Source organism: Flavobacterium humidisoli (assembly GCF_023272795.1).
In the GTDB taxonomy this organism is placed as follows: Bacteria; Bacteroidota; Bacteroidia; order Flavobacteriales; family Flavobacteriaceae; genus Flavobacterium; species Flavobacterium humidisoli.
In genome coordinates, this window is sequence record NZ_CP096829.1 from 2,048,138 (window position 1) to 2,074,231 (window position 26,094).

At 33.6% G+C, this 26,094-nt stretch carries 26 protein-coding genes; 15 read left to right on the forward strand and 11 right to left on the reverse strand.

Annotated elements, in window-relative coordinates; translation table 11 throughout:
* Positions 1-109: 109 nt before the first annotated feature.
* From M0M44_RS09180 to M0M44_RS09200, 5 genes are all read right to left on the reverse strand, one after another.
* On the reverse strand, positions 110-508 hold the full coding sequence (locus M0M44_RS09180; protein ID WP_248729477.1) for a hypothetical protein: 399 nt from the start codon (positions 506-508) through the stop codon (positions 110-112).
* Positions 509-683: 175 nt separating this feature from the next.
* On the reverse strand, positions 684-1,235 hold the full coding sequence (locus M0M44_RS09185; protein WP_248729478.1) for a hypothetical protein: 552 nt from the start codon (positions 1,233-1,235) through the stop codon (positions 684-686).
* Between the two features lie 10 nt (positions 1,236-1,245).
* Positions 1,246-2,697, reverse strand: a complete 1,452-nt coding sequence (locus tag M0M44_RS09190; protein WP_248729479.1) for a hypothetical protein — start codon at positions 2,695-2,697, stop codon at positions 1,246-1,248.
* Positions 2,698-2,702: 5 nt separating this feature from the next.
* Positions 2,703-3,272, reverse strand: a complete 570-nt coding sequence (locus M0M44_RS09195) for a YceI family protein (RefSeq protein ID WP_248729480.1) — start codon at positions 3,270-3,272, stop codon at positions 2,703-2,705.
* Between the two features lie 299 nt (positions 3,273-3,571).
* Positions 3,572-4,132: a YceI family protein gene (locus tag M0M44_RS09200; protein WP_248729481.1), complete on the reverse strand. Its 561-nt coding sequence runs from the start codon at positions 4,130-4,132 to the stop codon at positions 3,572-3,574.
* A gap of 373 nt (positions 4,133-4,505) precedes the next feature.
* On the opposite strand from M0M44_RS09200, the gene rlmN reads away from it, so the two are divergent.
* Entirely contained in the window at positions 4,506-5,555 is a 1,050-nt protein-coding gene (gene rlmN / locus M0M44_RS09205; RefSeq protein WP_248729482.1) for a dual-specificity RNA methyltransferase RlmN, read from the forward strand.
* Positions 5,556-5,649: 94 nt separating this feature from the next.
* Here rlmN and M0M44_RS09210 read toward each other — a convergent pair whose 3' ends face one another.
* The gene (locus M0M44_RS09210) at positions 5,650-6,510 is read right to left on the reverse strand and encodes a hypothetical protein (protein WP_248729483.1); all 861 of its coding nucleotides are present in this window, start codon (positions 6,508-6,510) and stop codon (positions 5,650-5,652) included.
* Between the two features lie 162 nt (positions 6,511-6,672).
* On the opposite strand from M0M44_RS09210, the gene M0M44_RS09215 reads away from it, so the two are divergent.
* The 5 genes from M0M44_RS09215 to dnaG all read left to right on the forward strand — a co-directional run bounded on the left by M0M44_RS09215 (position 6,673) and on the right by dnaG (position 12,491).
* Positions 6,673-7,650 (forward strand): polyprenyl synthetase family protein, encoded by a 978-nt coding sequence (locus tag M0M44_RS09215; RefSeq protein WP_248729484.1) that lies wholly within the window; start codon positions 6,673-6,675, stop codon positions 7,648-7,650.
* A gap of 211 nt (positions 7,651-7,861) precedes the next feature.
* A complete protein-coding gene (locus M0M44_RS09220; RefSeq protein WP_248729485.1) occupies positions 7,862-8,422 on the forward strand; it encodes an RNA polymerase sigma factor in 561 nt (186 codons plus the stop codon).
* Complete coding sequence (locus M0M44_RS09225) at positions 8,409-9,164, forward strand: hypothetical protein (RefSeq protein WP_248729486.1); 756 nt, start codon at positions 8,409-8,411, stop codon at positions 9,162-9,164. The genes M0M44_RS09220 and M0M44_RS09225 overlap by 14 nt, the downstream gene beginning before the upstream one ends.
* A gap of 36 nt (positions 9,165-9,200) precedes the next feature.
* Positions 9,201-10,289, forward strand: a complete 1,089-nt coding sequence (locus M0M44_RS09230) for a hypothetical protein (RefSeq protein WP_248729487.1) — start codon at positions 9,201-9,203, stop codon at positions 10,287-10,289.
* A 129-nt stretch (positions 10,290-10,418) separates the two neighbouring features.
* Complete coding sequence (gene dnaG, locus M0M44_RS09235; protein WP_248729488.1) at positions 10,419-12,491, forward strand: DNA primase; 2,073 nt, start codon at positions 10,419-10,421, stop codon at positions 12,489-12,491.
* A gap of 91 nt (positions 12,492-12,582) precedes the next feature.
* Here the strand turns inward: dnaG and M0M44_RS09240 are convergent, their stop codons facing one another.
* On the reverse strand, positions 12,583-13,212 hold the full coding sequence (locus M0M44_RS09240; protein ID WP_008467169.1) for a response regulator transcription factor: 630 nt from the start codon (positions 13,210-13,212) through the stop codon (positions 12,583-12,585).
* A gap of 92 nt (positions 13,213-13,304) precedes the next feature.
* Positions 13,305-14,111 carry an NAD(+) synthase gene (nadE, locus tag M0M44_RS09245; protein WP_248729489.1) on the reverse strand — a complete coding sequence of 269 codons (807 nt, stop codon included), beginning with the start codon at positions 14,109-14,111 and terminating at the stop codon, positions 13,305-13,307.
* 99 nt (positions 14,112-14,210) lie between these two features.
* Between nadE and gldB the strand changes: the two genes are divergently transcribed.
* Positions 14,211-15,167 (forward strand): gliding motility lipoprotein GldB, encoded by a 957-nt coding sequence (gldB, locus tag M0M44_RS09250; protein WP_248729490.1) that lies wholly within the window; start codon positions 14,211-14,213, stop codon positions 15,165-15,167.
* Positions 15,167-15,499: a gliding motility protein GldC gene (gene gldC, locus M0M44_RS09255; RefSeq protein WP_248729491.1), complete on the forward strand. Its 333-nt coding sequence runs from the start codon at positions 15,167-15,169 to the stop codon at positions 15,497-15,499. Before gldB ends, gldC begins: the two co-directional genes overlap by 1 nt.
* A gap of 115 nt (positions 15,500-15,614) precedes the next feature.
* Here gldC and M0M44_RS09260 read toward each other — a convergent pair whose 3' ends face one another.
* The 3 genes from M0M44_RS09260 to M0M44_RS09270 all read right to left on the reverse strand — a co-directional run bounded on the left by M0M44_RS09260 (position 15,615) and on the right by M0M44_RS09270 (position 17,831).
* On the reverse strand, positions 15,615-16,244 hold the full coding sequence (locus tag M0M44_RS09260) for a hypothetical protein (RefSeq protein WP_248729492.1): 630 nt from the start codon (positions 16,242-16,244) through the stop codon (positions 15,615-15,617).
* Between the two features lie 157 nt (positions 16,245-16,401).
* Positions 16,402-17,022: a ribosome biogenesis GTP-binding protein YihA/YsxC gene (gene yihA / locus M0M44_RS09265; protein WP_248729493.1), complete on the reverse strand. Its 621-nt coding sequence runs from the start codon at positions 17,020-17,022 to the stop codon at positions 16,402-16,404.
* Positions 17,023-17,066: 44 nt separating this feature from the next.
* On the reverse strand, positions 17,067-17,831 hold the full coding sequence (locus M0M44_RS09270) for an alpha/beta fold hydrolase (protein ID WP_248729494.1): 765 nt from the start codon (positions 17,829-17,831) through the stop codon (positions 17,067-17,069).
* A gap of 377 nt (positions 17,832-18,208) precedes the next feature.
* On the opposite strand from M0M44_RS09270, the gene M0M44_RS09275 reads away from it, so the two are divergent.
* From M0M44_RS09275 to murD, 7 genes are all read left to right on the forward strand, one after another.
* Positions 18,209-18,682, forward strand: coding sequence for a division/cell wall cluster transcriptional repressor MraZ (locus tag M0M44_RS09275; RefSeq protein WP_035691746.1), 474 nt, complete (start codon positions 18,209-18,211; stop codon positions 18,680-18,682).
* The gene (rsmH, locus tag M0M44_RS09280) at positions 18,657-19,565 is read left to right on the forward strand and encodes a 16S rRNA (cytosine(1402)-N(4))-methyltransferase RsmH (RefSeq protein WP_248729495.1); all 909 of its coding nucleotides are present in this window, start codon (positions 18,657-18,659) and stop codon (positions 19,563-19,565) included. Before M0M44_RS09275 ends, rsmH begins: the two co-directional genes overlap by 26 nt.
* A gap of 21 nt (positions 19,566-19,586) precedes the next feature.
* Positions 19,587-19,934: an FtsL-like putative cell division protein gene (locus M0M44_RS09285; RefSeq protein ID WP_008467159.1), complete on the forward strand. Its 348-nt coding sequence runs from the start codon at positions 19,587-19,589 to the stop codon at positions 19,932-19,934.
* Positions 19,925-21,931 carry a penicillin-binding protein gene (locus tag M0M44_RS09290; RefSeq protein ID WP_248729496.1) on the forward strand — a complete coding sequence of 669 codons (2,007 nt, stop codon included), beginning with the start codon at positions 19,925-19,927 and terminating at the stop codon, positions 21,929-21,931. The genes M0M44_RS09285 and M0M44_RS09290 overlap by 10 nt, the downstream gene beginning before the upstream one ends.
* On the forward strand, positions 21,928-23,391 hold the full coding sequence (locus tag M0M44_RS09295) for a UDP-N-acetylmuramoyl-L-alanyl-D-glutamate--2,6-diaminopimelate ligase (RefSeq protein ID WP_248729497.1): 1,464 nt from the start codon (positions 21,928-21,930) through the stop codon (positions 23,389-23,391). The genes M0M44_RS09290 and M0M44_RS09295 overlap by 4 nt, the downstream gene beginning before the upstream one ends.
* A 110-nt stretch (positions 23,392-23,501) precedes the next feature.
* On the forward strand, positions 23,502-24,734 hold the full coding sequence (gene mraY, locus M0M44_RS09300) for a phospho-N-acetylmuramoyl-pentapeptide-transferase (protein WP_248729498.1): 1,233 nt from the start codon (positions 23,502-23,504) through the stop codon (positions 24,732-24,734).
* Positions 24,735-26,066, forward strand: a complete 1,332-nt coding sequence (gene murD, locus M0M44_RS09305) for a UDP-N-acetylmuramoyl-L-alanine--D-glutamate ligase (protein ID WP_248729499.1) — start codon at positions 24,735-24,737, stop codon at positions 26,064-26,066.
* Positions 26,067-26,094: the final 28 nt, after the last annotated feature.

A 26,094-nucleotide genomic window follows, 5' to 3' on the forward strand; every position in this document is an offset into this window, starting at 1 on the left:
GTGTAGTATCTTGTAATTTGAAGGCAAAAATACAAAAATATCTGCTTGCTATTGGGCATAAAAAAACCATTCGTTTTGCGAATGGTTTATTTTAAGATTTAAAAAGGTTTTATTTTTTCAAAGCTTCGTTTACATCTTTGGCTGTTTTTACAGTTCCGTCTTTGGCGGCTTTAGCTGCATTTTCAACTTTTTCGGCTCCTTTTTTAGTAGCATCTTTTACATCAGTTGCCGTTTTTTTAGCTGCATTTTCAACATCGTTTGCCGCTTTTTTAGTAGCGTCTTTTACATCTTGAGCAGCAGTTTCTGTAGCATCTTTTGCTTTAGCAGCAGCGCCTTCTGCTTTGCTTACAGCACTGTCTTTTACTTCTTCGATATCTGTTGTAAGAGAATCGACTTTGTTGCCTAGTGTTAATTCATCTTCGGCAGGTTTATTTTCTTTTTTTTCACACGACTGAACAGCAAATGCTAATAAGGCAACAACAGCTAAACTTAAAATTTGTTTTTTCATAATTACATTTTTTTAGGTTGATAAAACTTAAAGGTTATATGGCTGAAAAATAAAAGTACAAATTTTAAAATGATTGAGCTCTTTGTAAGATTATTTTTCTTTTAAGAGCAAAACAATTCTTGTGCCAAATTTTGACTTTTTAGCTCGCGGTTCGATTTTTTTTTTACAAGAAAATTTAGTTTTTATATAAACTGAAATTAATTACAATATCATCTTTCACTTTAATCAAGCCAGCCATTTTTACTGGCGGTTCCAACTCAATATCAGAGAACTTTAAACTAAGCGTTCCTTGAATTTTATCATTTGTATTATATAGTATAAAATCTTTGTATTTGAGCGTCTTGTCGGTTATGAAAAAGTTTAGTCTGCATTTGTAGTTCTTTCCCATTGGCTTTATGTCGCTTATAGAAACAGTGCTGTTTGGGAATTTTTTTGCTTTTACGGTTCCTTGTAAATCTTTCGTCATTATTTTATTGCCACAATCAAAGTCAGACATTTTAATTTCGGTATTGAAAGTGTTTTTTTTAATGCAGTTTACATAAACAGTGTCCTTTATAGCAAAGGTATTTGAGCAATTATATTTGCCAACTGTAGATAGTCCTGTGATTTCTATTTTAATTTTATTAATTGCCACAGCGCTATCTTCTGCGAAAAAAGTGGGTTTAGCACTTCCTAATAAAAAGAACATTGCTAAACCCATTATTAATATTTGAAATCTCGTTTTCATTTTTTTTATATTAGAACGCAATGGTTGCTTCGAATACTATACCTTCAAATTTACCGCCATAAAAGTTGTTTAGATTTCCAGTAGCAGGATCTCCTGTAAATTGTGAATAATTTTTATATTTTTGATTCACGTAGTTTAATTTAGCTAAAATGTTTTTAGTCATAAACCAACCAGCACTTGCTTCAAATTTATCTACGGTAACCTTTTTATCATCAGCGTTAGATAATTTTCCAGATACGGTATTGTATTTTCCTCCGATATAGAATTGTTCAGTTCCTCCAAATCTGTAAATAAGCTCTGATGCATATTGATTAGCAGTACGTTTGTCATCAGTACCCGCTTTATCTCCTCCTGAAGCTAATTCGATTGTTCCGAAGAATTCAAGTCCTTTATATTTTACAAAAGGGTTAATCATGTATGTAGTAGCCCAATTTTTGAAATTAGGGTTGAATGTTGCCTCTGGCGTAGATGTTTTACTGAAACTAGTAGGAACATCAGTAGTAGTTGTAGAAATAACAGTACCATTAGCATCAGTCTTAGTAATAGTATTTTTATAAGCGTTATTATTCAATATGCCCCAGTAGCCAAATCCAGATCTATTAGCAGAATATATGTTTGCATTTCCAAGATTTGCATTATGGTAATAAGACCCAGTTATTCTTACTCTTAAGTCTTCATTAAGCTGTTTGTCATAACCCAATTTAGCTAAGATTGAAGGACTATGTGTTGTGTTTGCATTTGGACCAGAAGGATAGAAAACTTCTTCGTTACTTTGATTTAAATTACCATTTGTAACTCCTAACATGCTTACCAACCCATTTCTGTTGTAGTAAACCTCCATACCCATTTCTGTAGTGAAAGAATACATGATGTTGTTTCCAACAAATGCATTTCTAATTGTATTACCATTATCAGAACCTCTGAAGTGAGCATCACCAAAATTGTTCTCCATTTGTCCAATTTTAATGGTAGCATATTTCATTACATCTGCCAAGAAGTCTTTTTTGATGAAGTCTAACTTGTCAATTTGTAAGTATCCACCTTTTACATAAGAATCATTGTGGTGTCTTGATGCTAAATAAACATCTAAATTTACTCGTACTCCATCAAACAATTGAGCGCCAATATACATATCAGCTGCAGGAAGAGTAAAATTGTTTTCAGTATTCATTAAACGATATCCGGTAATGGTTCTAACAGTCGTACCAGTACTTGTAGTAGTCGTAGTGGTAGAACTAGCAGGCTGATTGTTGAATGAATTTGTTGCTTGGAAATCCATGTTGAAAGCACCACCAAAGTCGATGCTAATGCCTTTAAATTCTCTATTGTCTTTTTGTACGTCAAAAACGTTGATGCCGTCTTTCCCTTTAGAGATTTGGTTTTGCATGTTTCCAAAGCTTACTTGTGCATTTACAGCGAACGTACTTAATACTGTAATAAATAGGATATAAATCTTCTTCATGGCGTTTATAAATTAAAGTTTAAATTGAATTTTATAGTCAGGTCTTGACCTGTTTTTATTGTTCCAAGCATTGCTGTTGGCGATTTCATTCCGAAGTCTGCAAAAGTGATTTTGTTACTTCCCTGCATATTTAATCCATTTGCAGTAACATTCGTTTTTACAGAAGTTTTGTAAACTTTGCTAACTCCGGCAATGGTGTAAGTACCGGTTAGTTCCCAAGTAGTTTCGTTTACTTTTTCAGCAGATTTCAGAACATATTTAATTTGCTTGTTTTTATCCGTTTTTAGCGTTTCGTAAGCCACTTTATCCATGCTTTTTTTCTCACTTTTTACGCTTTCTGCCAATAGAGTAACGGTTAGAGCATCAATGTCAGTTAGCTTTCCGCTAGCAATGTTTAGAGTTGCTGTTCCAGTTCCAGACGCCGATTTCATCTCCCAGTCGTGAAGTGTAGATGTGCCAGCTACAGAAAAAGTTGATTTACTATCTAAGGCATATGATTTTTGTGCTGTCGCAAATGAGGTAATTCCGAAAATTGCAATAACAAGAGCGAATAATTTTGTTTTATTAGTTTTCATTTTGTCATGTTTTTATTGTAAAAAATAAGTTAATAAAGCCGGCAGGTTTTCTTAATTGATCAAGTTATTATTTTAACTTGTACCAAAGGTCAGCCTATAAATCAGCTTAATACATGATAAAAATCATTGTTAAAATTTTATTAAATTGATATTTAATAACTACAACGTTTTCATTTTTAGCGAAAACAATCTTATTAATAAAAGTAGGCTTGGTTTTTTGCTAAAAAAGTAAAATAGTTAGTTGTATATAAAAAAAGGGAACCTGTAAGGTTCCCTTTTAGAGATCATATTTATATTTATTAACTTAGAACAATATTGAAAATAACAGTCAAATCTTTTCCTGCTTTAACAACTCCAAGAGCCGCTTTAGGAGGAGTCATTTCAAAATCGCCAAAAGTAATTTGGTTGGAACCTTGCAAAATAATATTTCCTTTACTAGTAGTTACTTTTACTTGAGTTTTGTATTCTTTGCTTACTCCAGCAATAGTGTAAACTCCCGTTAAGTTCCAAGTGTTATCATCTATCTTTTCAGCAGATTTTAAAACGTATTCGATATTCTTGTGTGTTTCGGTATCCAAAGCTTCGTAAGCTACTTTGTCCATACTAGTTTTATAGCTTTTTAAGCTTTCGGCCAATAATGAAATTCTTAAACTATTTATTGTAGCAAGTTTAGAATCCTTAATTATTAAGTTGGCCATTCCAGTTCCTTCTGTAGATTTCATTACCCAGTCGTGTACTGTAGAGGTTCCTGCTACTTCAAAAGTTGAGTTTGCAGCTACACTATAATTTTTTTGAGCATTTGCCTGTAATGCTATTGTTGTAAAAATTACTGTCAGTAAAAATGATTGAATTGTTTTCATGTTGATAAAGTATAGGTTAATCATTTAAATGAAGGCGTTTTAAAATTCAGTTAGTGGTTAAAGAATCAAAAACTCTCCTTATTTCTGACACCAAAATTATCGCGCGCGTGAAGAAAATGAAATGATAAAAATCATGGCTAAACTTTTATTAAATTATTATAGTAAAGGTGGTAATGGCCTATTAACGCTCAGATTTTATCTTTAAAGGAAGGGAAATAAGGTATAAGTAATTGCCTATTAGTTTATTGTGTGTTTTCATCGGAAACATCTCAGACAGCTTTTTTTCAGTCTATTTTTTTGGAAATAAATCAATAAAAAAGAGGGAAAGTGCTTTAAGTTTTAGAAAATACTGGAAATAAACTAACTTTGCAGCATGCAAATGGAGAAAAAAGACATACGGGCCTTATCAAAAGATCAGCTTCGCGATTTTTTTGTTGAAAATGGAGATAAAGCGTTTCGCGGAAATCAGGTTTACGAATGGTTATGGAGCAAAGGGGCTCACAGTTTTGAAGACATGACAAATGTGGCAAAAGCTACAAGGTCTATGCTTGAAAATAACTTTGTTATCAATCATATTAAGGTTGATACAATGCAAAGAAGTAGTGATGGAACAGTAAAAAATGCTGTTAGACTTCATGACGGACTTGTGGTAGAGTCTGTTTTAATTCCGACAGAAACTAGAACTACAGCTTGTGTTTCTAGTCAAGTTGGTTGTAGTTTGGATTGTAATTTCTGTGCAACAGCAAGATTAAAAAGAATGCGAAATCTAGAACCTGGAGAAATCTATGATCAAGTTCTAGCTATTGATAAAGAGAGCCGTTTGTATTACAATCATCCGCTTTCTAATATTGTTTTTATGGGAATGGGAGAACCTTTAATGAACTATAATAATGTCATTAAAGCAATAGACATGATTACTTCAGAAGAAGGTTTAGGAATGTCTCCAAAACGAATTATGGTTTCGACTTCAGGAATTCCGAAGATGATAAAAAAAATGGCAGATGATGATGTGAAGTTTAAGCTGGCAGTTTCTCTGCACTCAGCTATAGACGAAACTCGCGCTCGCATTATGCCTTTCAGTAAAAACTTCCCTTTAAAAGATTTACGAGAAGCATTAGAATATTGGTATAGAAAAACCAAAAGTAAAATTTCTTACGAATATGTAGTTTGGAAAGGAATCAATGATGACAAAGCTTCGGTTGATGCTTTAGTTAAATTCTGTAAATATGTGCCTTGTAAAGTTAATTTGATTGAATACAATCCAATTGATGATGGCGAATTCCAGCAAGCTTCAGAAGAATCGATTATGGCTTATATAAAAGCGCTAGAAAATATCGGTGTTGTCGTAAAAGTAAGAAGAAGCCGAGGAAAAGACATCGATGCAGCCTGCGGCCAGTTAGCCAACAAAGAAGCAGAAGTATAATCCGCTACGATATTTTATCGGTATAAAATAAAAAGAGCATTAAAAACGAGAATTTCTCGTCCTTAATGCTTCTTTTTTTGGACAAAAAGGATGCTTATTTTTTCAAATCTACTTCTTCTGTAACTCCATCTTTTGTTACTTTTACAAGTGTATCGCATTCTCCGCTACCATAATCAATAGTTGCTGCAGCGCCATTTTTAGTTATAGAGACAATTCCTTTTACAGCAATAGATTTTCTGCAAGACGCATTAAACTCTAGAGGAGTTGTAATTTCTGCCGAAAAAGTATCTCCGTTCGGGAAAGTTGTAGAACCGCTTCCGGTAACTACAAACACGTTATCATCCCAATCAAACCATGTGTCATAGCCAGAAGTCATTTCTTTTGTTAGAGTTCCTTTTCTCGTGTACACTTTTCCATCATCGAAGGTAATGGTTAAATCTATAGAAGCTGTAGAAACAGGATGTGCTGTCACCAATAAATTAGTCTCTTTAATAGTTCTCACGATACTTTTGCTTCCTTGAATTTTTTTACCATTATGATAAAATCCATCAAAAGTGTAGCTAATGGTTTGTGTAGAAGAAGTAAAATCGTTTGAAAAAGAAACAACCATTTTACCTTTTACTGTATTTCCGTTATTAAGAGTGCAGCCTTCCACGCCAAAATCTACTGTTTTGGTCCAAGTATTATTGGTTAAAACTGTAGTGATTGTAGCACAGCTAGGAAGATAATTTTTTATAGGTCCGTTTGGTTTTGCATTTACATTCAATTGAGAGCTAAATTGATCTTCAGCAATATCAGTAACATCCTCAACAGAAGCATCGATTTTAGCGTTGGTTATAATCTCATCGTTGGTAATCGCAGCTGCCGATCCGTCATTTGTTTTTTCATCAGAATTACAGCTCATGAAAAAAGACATAGTAATAAAAGTACTAATTAATAAAAGTTTTGTTTTCATAAAAAAAATGGTTTTAGGTTTTTCTTTTAACTTAATGAATTCAAATCAGTATTAGTTAGAGCTATTTTTGGAGTTTTTTTTCAGGTTAAAACATAAAATATTTAAATGCTAACCTAAAATACACAACGTATTTTTATTTAAAATAGTATATTTGGAGTCTAAATGAATATTACGTCTCAAATAAAGCAGCCTATTTTTAACGAGATGGAACTTTTCGAAAAAAAGTTCCATGAATCGATGACTTCCAAGGTTGCATTACTAAACAGAATCACTTATTATATCGTAAACCGTAAAGGAAAACAAATGCGTCCGATGTTTGTTTTTCTTACTGCAAAAATGGTTTCTGGCGGTACTGTAAACGAAAGAACCTACCGCGGAGCTTCGGTAATTGAATTAATTCACACGGCAACTTTAGTACACGATGATGTGGTAGACGACAGTAATCGCCGTCGCGGATTCTTTTCAATCAATGCACTTTGGAAAAATAAAATTGCCGTTTTGGTTGGAGATTATTTATTGTCTAAAGGTTTATTGCTTTCTATTGATAATGGTGATTTTGATTTGCTGAGAATCATCTCTGTAGCCGTTCGCGAAATGAGCGAAGGAGAATTGTTGCAAATCGAAAAAGCAAGAAGACTTGATATTACCGAAGATGTTTATTACGAAATCATCAGAAAGAAAACTGCAACACTTATAGCGGCTTGTTGTGCGCTTGGCGCGAAAGCTGTAATTGAAGATGATATTCAGGTAGAAAACATGCGAAAGTTTGGTGAGCTGATCGGGATGGCTTTTCAAATCAAAGACGACTTATTCGACTATAGCGAAGAAGCTATCGGAAAACCAACCGGAATCGATATTAAAGAGCAAAAAATGACTTTGCCTTTAATTCATGTTTTAAATACCTGTACTCCGCAAGAAAAAAAGTGGCTGATAAACTCCATCAAAAACCACAACAAAGACAAAAAACGCGTAAAAGAAGTGATTGCCTTTGTAAAAGATAATAATGGTTTGGCTTACGCCGAAAATAAAATGGTCGAATTCCAACAGGAAGCGCTTTCTCTGCTTCAAAACTTCGAAGATTCTGAGTATAAAGATGCACTTACTTTGATGGTCAACTACGTTATTGAAAGAAAAAAATAATCTTTTAAATTAGATAATCAGAAAATTTGTCAATTAGATAATTGATTTACTTTGTTGTAAATCAGTTGGGTATTGCTATGCGTTGGAATTTGGAATTTTAAAAAATTGAAATTTTTTTACAGTTGATGCAACCATTTCAAATCGACAATCGTCTATGCTAATAGAAGTCTGTTTCTAAAACCAAAAACAAACCAAAACCAAAAACTTATAAATGAAAATTATTCATTTACATCAAGAAGAAACCAAAATCATACAGTTGGCTGTCGAAAACAATCGTCAGGCACAACAACAGATTTACAGTAAGTTTTCTTCAAAAATGTTAAGTGTATGTCGCCAATATATAAAAGACATTCAATTGGCAGAAGATGTAATGATAACGGCTTTTATGAAAGTGTTTACCAATTTAAAAAACTTTGAACACAAAGGAAGTTTTGAAGGCTGGATCCGCCGAATTATGGTTAACGAATGCATTTCGTATTTAAGAGTTCAGAAAAAAGTAAAATTTGCCGAAGATGAATTTTTTGTAGAAGAAAGTTTTAACGAAATCGACAGCCAGTTTACAGTAGAACAGATTCAGTATTTAATTGATGCTTTGCCCGACGGCTATAAAATGGTTTTCAATTTATATGCGATTGAAGGTTACAAACACAATGAAATTGCCAAGATGTTAGGAATAAATGAAGGAACATCAAAATCGCAATTATCGCATGCCAGAAAGATGTTGCAAACGCAAATTACTATTTTAAAAAAACAAGATAATGGAACCGAATAATTTTGAAAAGGATTTCCGTGAAAAACTAAACCAACGCGAAATAGAACCAAGCAACAAAGCTTGGGATCGATTAGATGCGATGTTGAGTGTGGCAGAAGAGAAGAAACCAACAGTTCCTCTTCGTTCAGTGCAAGTATCAAAAAGAAAATGGCTGTATATAGCAGCAAGTTTCATCGGATTTCTATTGGTTGGAACGTTTTTTTTCAATCAAAATAAAAAGGCTGTTAAAATGCCAGAAACGATAGTTGTTGAAAAAGAAAAAGAAGCTGAAACCGAAAAAGAATCGGTAACAGAACCTGTTTTAAACACTGTTGATTCAGTAAAAACGGAAATAGCAATTGCCAAAAAAACTTCGGAGGAAACAGTAAACAAAAACAAAAAAAACAATTCCGAAGGTTCGGAGCAAATTTCAAATAAAATCATTCAAAATGAATCCAATCAAATAGCGGAGTCTTCAATCATCAAAAACAATCAAGAAAAACAATCTACAAACAATCCACCTTTAATTGACGAAATGTCTAAACAAGACAATGTCGATCGGTTATTAAAAACAGCTGAAACGAAAATTTTAGCAGAAAATGCAGTTAAATCAAAATCAAAAATCAAAATTAATTCTAACGATTTATTAGATCAGGTTGACGGCGAACTGGAACTTTCTTTTAGAGAAAAAATGATTGCAAAAATCAATAAAAGTTACCACACCGTTAAAGTTGCTGTTGAAAATCGAAACGTTAAAAATTAAATCATCAATCAAATCAATCAATCAAAAAAAGTAATCATGAAAAATTTTACAATTTATCTATTTCTCTTAGTATTCCTGTTTGTTACTAAAATGGTAGGACAAGAAACTTTTGAAAACAAGGCAAAAGCAATTGCGGTTAATATCGAAAATATAACCAATGAAGAGAAAGCGGCATTAAAGAAAGAAGTCGATGAGGTTAATAATCAATTAGTAGAAGGAACAATTTCAAAAGAAGAAGCAGAAAAAAAGAAAAAAGATTTTGCAGAAAAAAGAGCCCGTAATATCGAGAATAGAGTGGCTCTTGAACAGGAAAAATTGCAAGAATTGGTTCAGGAAAAAGTCGATGGCAAAGTGAATTATAATAAAGAAAGAGGAACGGTTTTGTTAATTGGTACTGGCGGCGATTCGATTAGTCCGCATAAAACAGAAATTAAGATTCCTGCAATGAAGGTGTACAACGGTCAAGATGACAAAATTAAAAGGGAATCAAAAAGAACAACTTCTCAATTTGTATTTGCAATGGGGTTAAACAGTACAATGATCGACGGTAAACTGCAGGATTCCAATTATGATTTTATCGGATCACATTTTTACGAATGGGGTTTAACTCTTAATTCCAGAATTTTAAATGATAATAATTTGCTGCATGCCAAATACGGACTTTCCTTAATGTATAACAATCTTAGACCAACAGATAATCGCAGTTTTGTTGTAAATGGCGACCAGACAGATTTAGTGACAAATCCGATACATTTAAAGGAATCTCGTTTTAGAAATGTGTATTTAGTGGCGCCAGTTCATTTAGAATTTGATTTTTCGAAAGACGGAAACTACGATGGGAAATCTTATTTTAGAACACATAAAGGATTTCGAATGGGATTTGGAGGTTATGCAGGAATCAATGTAAAATCGAAACAGATTTTAAAATTTGAAGACAACGACTATAAAACAACGCAAAAAACAAAAGGCGATTATAATGTAAATAATTTCATTTACGGTTTGAGTTCTTATATAGGTTATAAGGAAATAAGCTTGTATTTGAAATATGATTTAAATCCAGTATTTAAAAATAATGCTGTCGATGAGAATAATATTTCGTTAGGTATTCGCTTCGATTTCAACTAAGAATAAAATTAAGTTTAGTTAGTAAAAGGGCATCTCGTTAGGGATGCTTTTTTTGATTTAAAAATGATTAAAATTCCAACAAGATTTACGTATTTTTGCAAGCTCTCAACTTTTAAAATTTAATACACTTTGATTTCACAAACCACCATTGATTCTGTTTTTGAAACTGCTCGAGTAGAGGAGGTTATTGGCGATTTTGTGAATTTGAAGCGTGCAGGAAGTAATTTTAAAGGGCTGAGTCCATTCTCAGACGAGCGTTCTCCTTCGTTCATGGTTTCTCCGGCAAAAGGAATCTGGAAAGATTTTAGTACCGGAAAAGGCGGAAATTCTGTTAAATTCTTAATGGAACATTCGCAATTTACCTATCCAGAAGCCATTCGCTATTTAGCTAAAAAATACAATATCGAAATTGAAGAAACGGAGCAAACGGAAGCAGAAAAAGCAAATACAGATCTTCGTGAAAGTATGTATTTGGTTTCTGAATTTGCTGCTAAGTATTTTCAGGATGTTTTGGTTAATTCTGAAGAAGGAAAAGCAATTGGTTTATCGTATTTTAAAGAAAGAGGATTTACGAATGAAACCATTAAAAAATTCAATTTAGGATACTCTCCCGAAACTTGGGATGCTTTGACGAAAGAAGCCTTAGGAAAGGGATATAAATTAGAATTTCTAGAAAGTACAGGTTTAACAATTCCGAGAGAAGATCGGCCATTTGACCGATTTAAAGGGCGTGTAATGTTCCCAATTCAAAGTATGTCGGGTCGTGTTTTAGGTTTTGGAGGTCGTATTTTAACGAATGATAAAAAAGCGGCAAAATACCTCAATTCGCCTGAAAGTGATATTTACCATAAAAGTAAAGTCCTTTATGGAATTTATCATGCAAAACAATCTATAGCAAAACAAAACAATTGTTACTTGGTTGAAGGTTATACCGATGTGATTCAGTTCAGCCAAGCTGGAATAGAAAATGTTGTGGCTTCATCTGGAACCGCTTTAACGCCAGATCAGATTCGTTTGATAAATCGTCTTACTAGAAATATAACGGTGCTTTTTGATGGAGATGCGGCGGGTTTGCGTGCTTCTATTCGAGGAATCGATTTAATTCTGGAGGAAGGAATGAACGTGCGAGTTTGTTCGTTTCCTGATGGAGAAGATCCAGACAGTTTTGCGCGAAAAAATTCACACGATGATTTAGTATCTTATCTAGAAAATAACAGTAAAGATTTTATACAATTTAAGGCTTCGATTTTAATGGGCGAAGCCAAGAATGACCCGATAAAAAAGGCAGATCTGATTCGCGATATGGTTACGAGTATTTCTAAAATTCCAGACCGTATTCAGCGTGAAGTTTATATTCAGGAATGTGCTCGAATCATGGATATTTCGGAGCAGGTCTTGACGAGCACTTTGGCGCAGCTGATTCAGAAAGATATAGCTGACGCTAATAAAAAGCAGAAACAGGAACAAAAGCCTTTTGAGGTAGTCAGAAATCAGCCTCCGCAAGCGGGTACATTTTCAGGAGGAGATCCAGAAGATCCAAGAACTGGTCCTCCAGATGGTTACGATTATCCGGGGGATCCAGGATATTTTCCGCAAGAACAAAATCAAAAAGTAGATATTTTATATGGTTTCGAAAGAAAAGTCATTGAGATTTTGCTATTGTACGGAAGTGTGGTAGAAAATTTTGAAGATGTTTTTTTGAGGGCAGATGAAGAAGGAAATGTAAAAGAAGTTTCAGAAAAAAGACAGTATAAAGTATTCGAAAAAATATACTTAAGTCTGCAAGAAGATGAGGTAGAGTTGTCGAATGTTTTGTTTCAAAATATTTACAAAAATATTATTGATTTTTATAATCAGAATGAAGCATTTAGTTTAGATAAATATTTGATGCATTTAGAGCCTGAGTTTGCTCAGGAAGTAACTAATATTTTGATGGAAGATGAAAGATTAACCATTCATAATTGGGAAGGGCAGAATATTTTTCCAAAACATAAAAGTGAAACCATTGAGCAGAATGTTTCAGATACGATATTTTCTATGAGATGGTATTTGGTGTCTGGGATTATTGCAGAATTAAAGAATTCTCTTTTAACCGATCCGCAGGAAGATAATTCGGAAGTTTTGAGTATGGTGATCGATTATTCTAAATTGCTGAATAACTTTTCGAAAAAATTAGGACGAGTAGTAGTGCCCTATCACTAAAAAGAAAAAACTCTATCTAATTTGATAATTCAAAATAGATAGAGTTTTTATAATTTTCGATTCTCTTAAAAGGCTAAGATTTTCGACTTGATTAAATAATTTCTAAAGTCTTAGCTTTATTAACTAAATCAACAAGATTAGTAACATTCAATTTTGTTAATAATCTCAGTTTGTAAGTACTGATTGTTTTTTCGTTCAGATTTAAGATTTTAGAGATTTCATTGTTTTTCTTACCATCACTTAAATAACGTAAAACTTCGATTTCGCGGTTAGAAAGTTTTCTGTACAGACGTTCACTTTTGCTTTGTTTAGCAATAAGTGCCATGTTTTTACGTACTGTTTCGTTGATGATAATTTTTCCTTCGTGTACTTTAATAATAGAATGACCTAATGTTTCAAGTTTTTCTGTTTTGTGTACATACCCAGAAACTCCTGCTTTAATTGCGTTTGGAGCGTACATTTGCTCAGCAAGATCACTGAAAATAACAATTTTTGTTTTTGGGAAATTTTTTAAGATAGATTTAATTTCAAAGATGCTTGAAAGACCTTCTAACTCTAAATCTAGAATTAAAATGTCGATCTCCTTCGTTTGAAGAATATCTCTAACCATTGAAAAATTGCCTACGTTGGCAACAATTGAAATTTGATCGTGGTCTTTAAAATAAGACTTAACGCCAAAGTGCGTCACAGGATGATTGTCTGCTAGACATACTTTAATCATAATTTTTACCTTTTTTAGAATTGTTCATGTTTTTGGAGTGGTAAAATTAATAAATAAATTCTGTAATAACTCGCAGAGAATGTTAAAATGTATTATTTTAACGTTTTTGGTATTAAACAAACTGGAATTGGATCCATTTTATGCTTGTTGCTGGTGTTTAATCGTTTATAGATTTCAAAGACAGATTTTTCTCTCCCTTCAAAGTCAGATGCCGTTTTTCCTGACTCCGCGGCTAACATCGCCCATTCTAATTCGTCATAACTTGCCCCTAATTGATCTTCATCTGTACGATTGTCTCCAAATAATCCATCGGTAGGTGCGGCTGTTAAAATAGATTGTGGAATTTGCAAAAATTCTCCTAAAGCGTATACGTCAGATTTCATTAAATCAGCAATCGGACTTAAATCTACGCCGCCATCTCCGTATTTTGTGTAAAAACCTACGCCAAAATCTTCCACTTTGTTTCCTGTACCGGCAACAAGTAAACCATGAATTCCTGCTAAATAATATAAAGATGTCATTCTAATGCGTGCACGTGTGTTTGCTAAAGCTAAATTAACTTTTGCTGCATCTTCAGTTGAAGGCACTGCGCTTTTAAAAGATTCAAAAGTTTCTGTCAAATCGGTCTTAACGTCAGAAACATTAGGGAAGCGTTTTTTGAGCTGTTCAATATGCTCTCTTCCTCTTGAAACTTGATTTTCTGCCTGGTGAATAGGCATTTCGACACATAAAACATTCAGTCCTGTCTGTGCGCATAAAGTTGAAGTTACTGCAGAATCTACACCTCCTGAGATTCCAATTACAAAACCATTTACTTTTGCATTAGCAGCGTAATTTTTTAACCACTCTACAATGTGCGTATTTACTTTTTCTGTCTGAATTGTGCTTTTTTTAGCCATAATAGTTTAAGTTTTAAGATGCAGGGATGTATATTTGCAGAATTATTTTGAGTATGCAACTACTTAAAATTCTGATAACACAAATCTAATTAAAATAAAATGAAAATATATCGCTTTGCAGTGGTTCTATGCCTGTTTTTTTTGTCTTGCAATCAAAAAAGTAAGGTTGAAAAAGAAGTAGAAGAAATTCCTGTTGATATTAAAGTGGAACGATTTGATAAGGTGTTTTTTGAAACCAAACCGCAAGATCTTGCGAAAGTAAAAAAACAATATCCGTTTTTCTTTCCTGGTAATGATGATAACGTTTGGGTTCAGAAAATGAACGATCCGATCTGGAGAGAAGTTTATGAAGAAGTTCAGAAAAAATACAGCAATTTTGAGCCGGTTCGCAAAGAGTTTAATGAACTTTTTCAGCATGTAAAATATTATTTTCCTAAAACTAAAATTCCAAAGGTAATTACCGTAATTGCAGAAATGGACTATAATGCAAAATCGATTTATGCAGACAGTCTGGTGGTTGTAGCTTTAGAATTGTATTTAGGAAAAAATCATAAGTTTTATGAGTTTCCAAATTACTTAAAAGAGAACTTTGAAGAAAGACAAATTATGCCAGATGTAGTTTCTAGTTTTTCGTATCGAAATATTCCAAATTCTATAGATAAGAGTTTGGTTGCTCAAATGGTTTTTGAAGGAAAACAGCTTTATGCAAAAGATTTGCTGATTCCTGACTATACAGATGCAGAAAAAATGGGATATACTCCAGAGCAGATAAAATGGTGTGAAGAAAACGAAGCCTATATGTGGCGTTATTTCATAGAAAATGAAATGCTTTACAGTGAAGACCCAAAGTTGAGAGCACGATTTATAGCTCCAGCACCTTTCTCTAAATTCTTTTTAGAAATAGATAACGATTCTCCAGGACGAGTGGGAGCTTGGATTGGCTGGCAGATGGTACGTTCTTACATGAAAAATAATAGTGATGTTACTTTGGCTGATTTATTTAAAATTGAGCCAAAAGAAATCTTCGAAAAATCAAAATATAAACCTAAGAAATAATGGCAAATATAAACTCAGAAATTAAATTTAATATAGTATTAGACGAAAACCGCGTTCCTGAAAAATTAACATGGAGTGCGCAAGACGGCGGAGTTCAAGCGGAAGAAGCAAAAGCAATCATGCTTTCTATTTGGGACAGTAAAGTAAAAGAAACCATGCGTATTGATTTATGGACAAAAGATATGCCGGTAGATGAAATGAAGATTTTCTTCCACCAGACTTTAGTTGCAATGGCCGATACTTTTAAACGTGCAACAGACGATGAAAAAATGTCTGACACAATGAAAGACTTCTGTGATTACTTTGCAGAAAAACTGGAACTTACAAAGTAATAGAAATTCCAATATAAAAAATCCCAAATTCCAATTTTAAAGATTGGGTTTGGGATTTTTTTTTATTGTAAATTATCTAAGTAAGCCAAATAGCATTCTATTTCCCGTTATTCTTTTATTTGACAGATCTTTTGTCTAGGTCTTTGAATATCTTTTTTAAAGCTCCTGTCATTAATTTATCTGATGTTTTGTAAAACTTTACATTATCAATAAACTTGTTTGATTTTTCGGTAGACCACATCGGTTCGGTTTTTGTTTTTTGAGAAATACCGACGACATTTTGAGAATAGATGATTTCTTGGGAATTTAAATCGTAAATTTCAACAAGTACAGCGGCTTCGTTTTTCCCTATTTCATCATCGGATTGATAGAGTTCGATATAAGAAAAATCACTTTTGCGTTTTGTAGTTGAGATATTGATGAAAAAATCAAAACCGGTTCCGTCTTTTAATTCTTTTAGTTTGGTTTTACTAGGATTTAAATGAATCTTTCGGCTCACTAATAATCCGTTAACATCATTTATATAAAATAAACGGTCTCCCAAATTCTTTTTAAAAAAAGCTAAAGATTCTTCAGTTAATTTGTCCTTGGATTTTTTTGGACAATCTAATTCATTCATCAGCCATCTTCCTGAGGTAAAATTAACACCAGATCTCGGTCCAGATGTAAACATATAAGTTGGTGTTTTGCAAGATGTCAGAATCAGGGTCAAGAAAATAAAAAAGAATGGTTTTGGATTCTTCATAAACTGTTTTTGGTTGGGTCAAATGTAGTTTAAAAGATAGTTTGCGGGCTATAAAAAACGATTTATTTTTTAAGATTTTACTTTCAAAACCTAAAAATCCCAAATTCCAGATTTACAATTGGAGTTTGGGATTTTAATATTGTGAGTTTTTTAAACTTTAAAATTCAGAATTGTTTTTAAAAACCTCTTGGTTTACTTCATCAATGTAAGACAAAAGTTCTTCTTTTCCGGTAGATTCTGTAGATGAGGTTACAAAATATTGAGGCATTTCGGCCCAGTTGTTGGCAAACATCTGTTTTTTGTAAGCTGTAATATGCGAATCTATTTTCGTTTTGCTAATTTTATCTGCTTTAGTAAAAATAATGCAGAACGGAATTTCGCTTTCGCCCATATAAGACATAAATTCGATATCTATTTTTTGAGCTTCGTGGCGAATGTCAATTAAAACAAAAGCACAAACCAGTTGTTCTCTGTTTTCAAAATAATCAGTAATAAATTGTTGAAAAACTGATTTTGTTTTTTTAGAAACTTTAGCGTAACCATAGCCAGGCAAATCGACCAAAAACCAATTGTTATTGATTTTGAAATGATTTATTAATTGTGTTTTTCCTGGTTTTCCAGATGTTTTGGCTAAGTTTTTATTGTTGGTAAGCATATTAATCAAAGATGACTTACCTACGTTTGATCTTCCTATAAAAGCATATTCTGGCAAAAAATCCTTTGGACATTTTGATGCGTCAGAATTGCTGACAATAAATTCGGCGGTGTTAATTTTCATGTTCTTTCGTTTTAAAACCTCCTAAAAAAAATAAATTTTGACGGCTATAAATTCTTTTCAGTAAGCCATTTTTCAAGAATTTCATTAAATTCCTGAGGGTGTTCCATCATTGCTGCGTGTCCGCATTTGTCAATCCAGTATAAAGTTGAATTAGGCAGCAATTTATCAAATTCTTCAGCTACATTTGGAGGAGTTACAGAGTCATTACGACCCCAAATAATACAGGTTTCAACATCCATTTTTGGCAAATCTTTAGCCATATTATGACGAATGGCACTCTTCGCAATGGTTAAAGTTTTGATTAATTTGATGCGGTCATTAGCTGTAGCGTAAACTTCATCAATCAAATCGGGAGTTGCAATTTTTGGGTCATAAAATACAGCTTCAGCTTTTGTTTTGATGTATTCGTAATCGCCTCTTCTTGGATAGCTGTCTCCCATTGCGCTTTCGTAAAGTCCAGAACTTCCAGTAATTACAAGTCCGGCAACTTTCTCAGGATAAAGTTTTGTATGGTACAAAGCAATATGTCCTCCAAGAGAATTTCCTAGAAGAATAACTTTGTCAAACCCTTTGTAAGTGATAAAGTCTTTTACGTATTTCGCAAAACTTTTTACGTTCGTTTTTAAAATGCTTTGGGTGTATATTGGCAAATCTGGGATAACAACTTTATATCCTTTCGTTGGGAAATATTGTGCTACACCATCAAAGTTACTTAGACCTCCCATTAAACCATGCAGAATAACGATCGGAGTTCCTTCTCCAGCTTCGAAATAGCTGTATTTGCCTTCTTTTTTATAGTGTTTGTCCATCTAATCTAATGCCAATTTCAATTTCGACAAATATAGGGTTAATTCAACAAAAATGAATTTTTGATGCCATTTTTTAACTAGATAATTTCAGTAGAATATGTAAGATGTTAAAAATCAGTAATTAATATGGTATTTGTTAAAATACGCAAATGTTAAGAAATGTGCATTATAATCAATTTTTTAAGAAAATTAGCGCATTATTTTTTTGAATAAATAATGCAATTTAGAATCTGTTAATTAATAGTTAAGGTATTGATTAAATGTAGATTATGAAAAGTGGTAGCAAAGTGGTTAAACTTATTAACAAAGTGGTATAAAGTGGTAAAATGTGGTAAAATTTTTTATATTTTTGCTGTATAACATGTTAACTAGTTTTTTTGAACACAATTGTTGGAACATATGAATGTAAAGTCGATGCTAAAGGAAGGCTAATGATGCCTGCGCCTTTAAAAAAGCAATTGACGGCTTCTCTTCAAGACGGATTCGTTTTGAAGCGTTCTGTTTTTCAGCCGTGTTTGGAGTTGTATCCTATGGTAGAATGGGATGCTATGATGAAAAAAATCAACAAGCTTAATCGCTTTGTAAAAAAGAACAACGATTTCATTAGAAGGTTTACTGCTGGTGTTAAAGTGGTTGAGGTTGATGCATTAGGAAGATTGCTTGTTCCAAAAGATTTGGTAACGTTTGCAAGTATTTCTAAAGATGTGGTTTTTTCATCTGCGGTTAATATTGTTGAGATTTGGGACAAAGATTTATACGAGAAATCAATTAGCGGCGAAGATATGGATTTTGCAGATCTAGCCGAAGAAGTAATGGGAAATATTAATGACGACGAAGATGGAATATCATAATCCGGTTTTGCTTCATCCAACAGTAGATGGTTTAAATATTAAACCTGATGGTGTGTATGTAGATGTTACGTTTGGAGGCGGTGGTCATTCAAAAGAGATTTTAAAAAGATTAGGGCCAAACGGAAGGCTGTTTGCATTTGACCAAGACGAAGATGCGCTTGCCAATGCACTGCCAGACGAAAGGTTTACTTTGATAAACGAAAATTTTAGGTTCATAAAAAGGTTTTTACGTTTTCACGGAGTAAAAGCAGTAGATGGAATCTTGGCAGATTTGGGAGTTTCATCACATCAGTTTGATGTTCCCGAGAGAGGTTTCTCTACAAGATTTGATGCCGAACTAGATATGCGGATGAGTCAAAAAAATGATTTAAATGCTTATCGAGTGGTTAACGAATATGAAGAACAGGATTTACGTCGTGTTTTTTTTGATTATGGGGAATTGAAAAATGCGCCAGTTTTGGCTAGAACAATTGTTGAGGCAAGAAAAGATTATCCGATCAAAACGACTGAAGAGCTGAAAGATGTTCTGAAAAAGTTTTTGCCAGAGAAAGTTCGAAACAAAGTTTTGGCTCAGATATATCAGGCAATTCGAATCGAGGTAAATCAGGAAATGGATGTTTTAAAAGAATTTATTGAGCAGTCGTTGGAGATTTTAAAGCCAGGAGGAAGATTTTCGGTAATCTCGTATCATTCTTTAGAAGATCGTTTGGTAAAGAGATTTATTAAAAACGGAATGTTTGAAGGAGAACCAGAAAGAGATTTTTACGGAAATTTTTCAGTTCCATTTAAAACTATCGGAAAACTGATTGTTCCAGACAACGAAGAAATCAAAATTAATAATAGAGCAAGAAGTGCCAAATTAAGAGTCGCAGAAAAGCTATAATATATATTAAGGTAGGAAATAATGAAAAGTGGTGTATTTAGCATATTAAAAGCAAGATTCCTGATTCATGAAGATGCAGTGAAAAATTGGCGTTTTATCGTCTTTATAATTCTGCTGGCCATTTTGATGATTGCCAATACACAGCGATACGAACAAAAGGTTTTTGAGATCGCAAAATTAAATAATGAAGTAAAAGAACTAAGATCAGAATTTGTAGATCGACGTTCAGAATTGATGAAATTAAAAATGGAGTCAACCATCTCGGATAAAATGTTAGAAAAACAAATTTTTCCGTCGACGGTTCCACCAGTGAAAATAGAAGTTAAAAAAGAAGAAGAAAAAAGTTTCTTTAAAAGAATATGGCAGTAGACGATAAACATATATCCTACAGAATTTACCTCGTAGCAGTTTTCATCTTTTTGATGGCAATTGCTATTGTCGTTAAATTAACCAATATTCAATGGGTTGATGGTGATTACTATAGAAAATTGGCGAAACAGCGTACGGTTAGAAACTTTGTAATTCCTGCTAACAAAGGAAATATTTATTCTGCCGATGGGAGTTTGTTGGCAACATCAATTCCGAATTACGAAATTCGTTTTGATGCAAAAGCGCCAAAAAAAGAAACATTCGAAAAGTATGTAAAGCAATTGTCAGATTCACTAGCAACTGTTTTAGATAAGCCAAGCGGCTATTTTCAAAAAGAATTAAGAAAAGCACGCGAGAATAAAAACCGATATTATTTGATTGCCCGCAATTTAAGTTATACAGAATATGTAAAAATTAAAGGATTTCCATTATTCAATTTAGGGGCTTTCAAAGGTGGAATTATTGTTGAGCAAGAAACAGTTAGAAAACATCCGATAGGTAAAATTGCAGAAAGAACAATTGGTTACGACCGTATTGATCCTGCAACAGGAATAGAAGTAGGAAAAGGAATTGAATGGGCTTTTAAAAGCTATTTGAACGGAAAAGATGGTAAGATTCTAAAGCAAAAAATCGCAAAAGGACAATGGAAGCCTATTCGTGATGTTAACGAAGTAGATCCAATTGACGGTTACGATGTGATTTCGACTATAGATGTTTTTATACAAGATATCGCTCACCACGCTTTGTTGAAACAATTGGAAGATTACGAAGCAGATCATGGTTGTGTGGTCGTAATGGAAACGGAAACAGGATACATAAAAGCGATTTCAAATTTAGGAAGAGCAGAAGATGGTTCTTATTACGAGACAACAAATTATGCGGTTGCTGAATCTCACGAACCTGGATCGACTTTTAAACTAGTTGATTTGCTGGCGATTTTAGAAGATAAAGTGGCTGATACAAGTACAGTTTACGATAGCCATGGAGGAGAAATTAGATATTATGGAAGAGCTGTTCGTGATTCGCATAAAGGGGGTTATGGGAAAGTTACTTTGGCGCGCGGATTTGAGCTTTCGTCTAATACCGTAATGGTTCAGGCGGTTTACGAAAATTACAAAAGTAACCCTTCTAAGTTTGTAAATCATATCAATAATTTAGGCTTAAATAAACCATTGGGATTGCATTTTAAAGGAGAAGGAAGGCCTTATGTTCCACAGCCTGGAGACAAACATTGGTCGGGAACTACGCTTCCGTGGATGGCTTTTGGATATAACGTTTCGGTTACGCCAATGCAGACTTTAACTTTATATAATGCGGTTGCAAACAATGGGGTAATGGTAAAGCCACAGTTTGTGTCAGAAATTAAAGAATGGAACAAAACCATTAAAAAGTTTGATACAGAAGTAATGAATCCACAGGTTTGTTCGCCAGAAACACTTAAAAAGGTAAAAGCAGTTTTGGCAAATGTTGTGAAAAAAGGAACAGGTTCTAAGCTGTATTCAAAAGATTTTTCAATGGCAGGAAAAACAGGAACGGCTATGGTGAATTATGGTAACGCAGGAAGAGAAGGAATGTATTATGCGTCTTCTTTTGCGGGTTATTTTCCAGCTGATCATCCGAAATATTCATGTATTGTAGTGGTTCATAAGCCAAATACATCTCGAAATAATTATTACGGAGCAGATGTTGCAGGACCAGTTTTTAAAAGAATTGCTCAAAAGATTTTTACTGATGCGCCTTCAACAAATAAGATTAAAAAATTAGATACTAGGATTCCAAAACAGGAGGCTAGTTATGATAAATATACGGCTGAAGCTAATAAAAAGCTTAACCAGATTCCTAATTTAAAAGGAATGCCAGGAATGGATGCAATTGCTTTACTAGAAAATTTAGGTTTGAAAGTTAAAGTAAATGGAATGGGGAAAGTGAAGAATCAATCGATTCAAGCGGGTACCAGTATAAGTAAAAACACAACAATTGTATTAGAATTATCGTGAAAGTATTAAAAGACATATTATATAAAGTAGCTATTGAATCTGTGAAAGGTTCAACGGATATTGCTATTCAGAAAATTGAATTTGATTCTCGTAAAGTAGAAGCAAATGACATTTTCGTAGCAATTCGCGGTTCACTTTCTGATGGACACGATTATATCGAAAAAGCAATTCAGCTTGGAGCAAAAGCTATTATTTGTGATACGCTTCCTGAATATACGGCTAATGAAATAACTTATGTTCAAGTAAAAGACACTAACACCGCTTTGGCTTTTATGGCGGCTAATTATTTTGCAGATCCATCTGCAAAGTTAAAATTAGTTGGTGTAACAGGAACAAATGGAAAAACGACGATTGCATCATTATTATTTCAGTTATTTCAAAAAGCAGGCTTTAAGGTTGGATTATTATCAACTGTAAAAATCGTAGTAGATCAAACAGAATATCCAGCAACGCATACAACACCAGATTCTTTAACTATTAATCATTATTTGAATGAAATGGTTGAAGCGGGCGTTACACATTGTTTCATGGAAGTGAGTTCGCATGGAATTCACCAAAAACGTACAGAAGCTTTGCATTTTGTAGGCGGAATTTTCACGAACCTTTCTCACGATCACCTAGATTATCATCCAACTTTTGCTGAATATAGAGATGTTAAAAAGTCATTTTTTGATTCACTTCCAAAGTCAGCTTTCGTTCTGACAAACATTGATGATAAAAATGGATCAGTAATGCTGCAAAATACTGCAGCTAAAAAACTGACTTACGCTTTAAAATCTTATGCAGATTATAGAGCTCAGATTTTAGAAAGCCAATTGTCTGGATTGTTGTTGAAAATTAATGATAATGAAGTTTGGGTAAAACTGATTGGTACTTTCAACGCATACAATGTTTTAGCGATTTATGGAACCGCAGTAGAGCTCGGAATTGATAGTCTTGAAGCGTTGCGATTACTGTCTGATTTAGAAAGTGTTTCGGGTCGTTTTCAGTATATAGTATCGGATGGCGGAATTACGGCTGTTGTAGATTATGCGCATACGCCAGATGCTTTGGAAAATGTGTTGAAAACAATAAATGATATTCGTACAAAAAATGAACAGCTGATTACTGTAGTAGGTTGTGGAGGAAATCGTGATAAAACAAAACGTCCAATCATGGCAAAGATTGCTTCAGATTTAAGCGATAAAGCAGTTTTGACTTCGGATAATCCAAGAAATGAAGATCCTGAAGTTATTTTGGATGAAATGGAGCAGGGAGTTGAGCCTCACAACTATAAAAAAATGCTGCGAATTACGGATAGAAAACAGGCAATTAAAACCGCTTGTCAATTGGCTCAGCCTAAAGATATCATTTTAATTGCAGGAAAAGGGCATGAAACGTATCAGGAGATAAATGGTGTTCGCCATCATTTTGATGATATGGAAACGGTAAAAGAGATTTTAGAACAATTAAACAAATAACAAAATCAAAATTCCAAAACCCAATGTAGCATTGGATTTGGTTGCGAAGCTTCGGGATAAAAATTGGAATTTAATTCGAAACTGGAATTTTAAAAAAAAACAGAAAAAATATGCTGTACTATTTATTTGAATATTTTGATAAAACATTGGACATTCCTGGAACAGGAGTTTTCCAGTACATCACATTTAGATCAGCTTTGGCATTTATGCTTTCGTTGCTTCTGTCGACTATTTATGGTAAAAGAGTAATTAACTTTTTACGCCGTCAGCAAGTTGGAGAAACTGTACGTGAGCTTGGTCTTGCAGGTCAGAATGAAAAAGCCGGTACGCCAACAATGGGTGGATTAATTATCATTTTTGCAACCTTGGTTCCGGTTTTGTTATTTGCAAGATTGCATAACATTTATATCGTTTTACTAATTGTAACTACATTATGGATGGGAACAATTGGTTTTGTTGACGATTATATCAAGATATTCAAAAAAGACAAACAAGGTTTAAAAGGTATCTTTAAAGTAATTGGTCAAGTTGGTCTTGGAATTATAGTAGGAGCGGTTCTTTATTTTAACCCTGCTGTTACTGTAAGAACAGATACTGGGCGTACAGATGTATTTAAAGCCGCAGCAAATTCGACAATTATTGTGCCTGCAGGTGTTGAAGAAAAATCTACAGCAACGACTATTCCTTTCGTAAAAAACAATGAATTTGATTATGCTGAAGTATTGTCTTTTATGGGAGATGGATATGAGAAATGGGCTTGGTTAATTTTTATTCCAGTAGTTATTTTTATTATAACAGCGGTTTCAAATGGGGCTAATTTAACAGATGGAATCGATGGGCTCGCTGCAGGAACCTCGGCAATATCTGTCCTCGCGCTCGGGATTTTTACATTTGTTTCGGGTAATATCATTTTTTCGAATTATCTGAATATTATGTATATCCCCAATTCGGGAGAAATGACGGTCTTTATTTCAGCTTTTGTTGGAGCCTTGATCGGATTTCTTTGGTATAATTCTTATCCAGCGTCTGTATTTATGGGAGATACAGGAAGTTTGACTATTGGAGGGATTATTGCAGTTTTAGCTATTGCAGTTCGTAAAGAAATATTGATTGTTTTATTCTGTGGAATTTTCTTAGCAGAAAGTGCTTCAGTAATTATTCAGGTAACTTATTTTAAATATACTAAAAAACGTTTCGGTGAAGGACGAAGAATTTTCCTGATGTCGCCGCTTCACCATCATTATCAGAAAAAAGGGTATCACGAAAGTAAAATTGTAACCCGTTTCTGGATTGTTGCTGTAATGTTAGCCATTTTGTCAATCATTACCCTAAAATTAAGATAAATGAGATTAGTAGTTTTAGGTGGAGGAGAAAGCGGTGTAGGAACCGCGATCCTCGGTAAGAAACAAGGTTACGATGTTTTTGTATCCGATTTTGGGAAAATAAAAGAAAGCTATAAAGAAGTTCTTATCATTAATAAAATAGCCTGGGAAGAAGAGCAACATACAGAAGATTTAATTCTAAATGCAGATGTGGTTATGAAAAGCCCAGGAATTCCAGACAAATCTCCGATAGTAAAAAAGCTCATTGCCGCAGGAATAAAAGTGATTTCGGAAATTGAATTTGCGATTCCTTACACAGAAGCAATGACCATTGGAATTACGGGAAGTAATGGTAAAACAACCACCACAATGCTGACACATCACTTGCTGAAATATGCAGGATTAAATGTAGGATTGGGAGGAAATATTGGAAAAAGCTTCGCCTGGCAAGTAGCAGAAAATAAGTTTGATGCCTACGTTCTTGAATTAAGCAGTTTTCAGTTGGACGGAATAATAGATTACAGACCTGATATTGCCATTATAACGAATATCAGTCCGGACCATTTAGATCGATACGAATATAAATACGAAAATTATATCAATTCGAAGTTCCGAATAACAATGAACCAGACTGAAAATGATTATCTGATTTACGATGCAGATGATGAAGCAAGTACAGAATGGTTAAAGAAGAACAAAACAAAAGCAAAATTAATTCCTTTTTCATTGACGAAAAAATTTGATGAAGGGGCTTCTATAAATAACAACAAAATGGAAATAAAGATCAACCAAGAAGAGTTTACAATGGATACAGAACACATTGCGTTAGAAGGAAAACATAATATGAAAAACGCCATGGCAGCAAGCTCTGTAGCTAAATTGATGCAAATTAGAAATGCAACGATTCGTGAAAGTTTATCTAATTTCCAAGGGGTTGAACACCGTTTAGAAAAAGTATTAAAAATACAGAACGTTCAATATATCAATGATTCAAAAGCAACAAATGTAAATGCTACTTTCTTTGCTTTGGATAGTATGAATTCACCAACGGTATGGATTGTTGGAGGTGTTGATAAAGGAAACGATTACAACGAATTAATGTCGTTAGTACGTGAAAAAGTAAAAGCTATTATCTGTCTTGGAATCGATAACCGTAAAATTATTGATGCTTTTGGAAACGTTGTTGATATTATGGTTGAAGTAAATAATATGAATGATGCAGTAAAAACTGCTCAAAGATTAACAGAAAAAGGCGACGTGGTTTTGTTGTCTCCAGCCTGCGCAAGTTTCGATTTATTCGAAAACTACGAAGACAGAGGAAAACAATTTAAGCAAGCAGTACATAATTTATAATTTTAGATTTTAGAGTTTGGATTTTAGA

What these genes read in the sequence shown, in the direction of transcription:
- M0M44_RS09180 (WP_248729477.1), bottom strand. Translation starts at nt 508, where the DNA reads ATGAAAAAACAAATTTTAAGTTTAGCTGTTGTTGCCTTATTAGCATTT.
- M0M44_RS09185 (WP_248729478.1), bottom strand. Translation starts at nt 1,235, where the DNA reads ATGAAAACGAGATTTCAAATATTAATAATGGGTTTAGCAATGTTCTTT.
- M0M44_RS09190 (WP_248729479.1), bottom strand. Translation starts at nt 2,697, where the DNA reads ATGAAGAAGATTTATATCCTATTTATTACAGTATTAAGTACGTTCGCT.
- M0M44_RS09195 (WP_248729480.1), bottom strand. Translation starts at nt 3,272, where the DNA reads ATGAAAACTAATAAAACAAAATTATTCGCTCTTGTTATTGCAATTTTC.
- M0M44_RS09200 (WP_248729481.1), bottom strand. Translation starts at nt 4,132, where the DNA reads ATGAAAACAATTCAATCATTTTTACTGACAGTAATTTTTACAACAATA.
- rlmN (WP_248729482.1), top strand. Translation starts at nt 4,506, where the DNA reads ATGCAAATGGAGAAAAAAGACATACGGGCCTTATCAAAAGATCAGCTT.
- M0M44_RS09210 (WP_248729483.1), bottom strand. Translation starts at nt 6,510, where the DNA reads ATGAAAACAAAACTTTTATTAATTAGTACTTTTATTACTATGTCTTTT.
- M0M44_RS09215 (WP_248729484.1), top strand. Translation starts at nt 6,673, where the DNA reads ATGAATATTACGTCTCAAATAAAGCAGCCTATTTTTAACGAGATGGAA.
- M0M44_RS09220 (WP_248729485.1), top strand. Translation starts at nt 7,862, where the DNA reads ATGAAAATTATTCATTTACATCAAGAAGAAACCAAAATCATACAGTTG.
- M0M44_RS09225 (WP_248729486.1), top strand. Translation starts at nt 8,409, where the DNA reads ATGGAACCGAATAATTTTGAAAAGGATTTCCGTGAAAAACTAAACCAA.
- M0M44_RS09230 (WP_248729487.1), top strand. Translation starts at nt 9,201, where the DNA reads ATGAAAAATTTTACAATTTATCTATTTCTCTTAGTATTCCTGTTTGTT.
- M0M44_RS09240 (WP_008467169.1), bottom strand. Translation starts at nt 13,212, where the DNA reads ATGATTAAAGTATGTCTAGCAGACAATCATCCTGTGACGCACTTTGGC.
- nadE (WP_248729489.1), bottom strand. Translation starts at nt 14,111, where the DNA reads ATGGCTAAAAAAAGCACAATTCAGACAGAAAAAGTAAATACGCACATT.
- gldB (WP_248729490.1), top strand. Translation starts at nt 14,211, where the DNA reads ATGAAAATATATCGCTTTGCAGTGGTTCTATGCCTGTTTTTTTTGTCT.
- gldC (WP_248729491.1), top strand. Translation starts at nt 15,167, where the DNA reads ATGGCAAATATAAACTCAGAAATTAAATTTAATATAGTATTAGACGAA.
- M0M44_RS09260 (WP_248729492.1), bottom strand. Translation starts at nt 16,244, where the DNA reads ATGAAGAATCCAAAACCATTCTTTTTTATTTTCTTGACCCTGATTCTG.
- yihA (WP_248729493.1), bottom strand. Translation starts at nt 17,022, where the DNA reads ATGAAAATTAACACCGCCGAATTTATTGTCAGCAATTCTGACGCATCA.
- M0M44_RS09270 (WP_248729494.1), bottom strand. Translation starts at nt 17,831, where the DNA reads ATGGACAAACACTATAAAAAAGAAGGCAAATACAGCTATTTCGAAGCT.
- rsmH (WP_248729495.1), top strand. Translation starts at nt 18,657, where the DNA reads ATGACGACGAAGATGGAATATCATAATCCGGTTTTGCTTCATCCAACA.
- M0M44_RS09285 (WP_008467159.1), top strand. Translation starts at nt 19,587, where the DNA reads ATGAAAAGTGGTGTATTTAGCATATTAAAAGCAAGATTCCTGATTCAT.
- M0M44_RS09290 (WP_248729496.1), top strand. Translation starts at nt 19,925, where the DNA reads ATGGCAGTAGACGATAAACATATATCCTACAGAATTTACCTCGTAGCA.
- mraY (WP_248729498.1), top strand. Translation starts at nt 23,502, where the DNA reads ATGCTGTACTATTTATTTGAATATTTTGATAAAACATTGGACATTCCT.
- murD (WP_248729499.1), top strand. Translation starts at nt 24,735, where the DNA reads ATGAGATTAGTAGTTTTAGGTGGAGGAGAAAGCGGTGTAGGAACCGCG.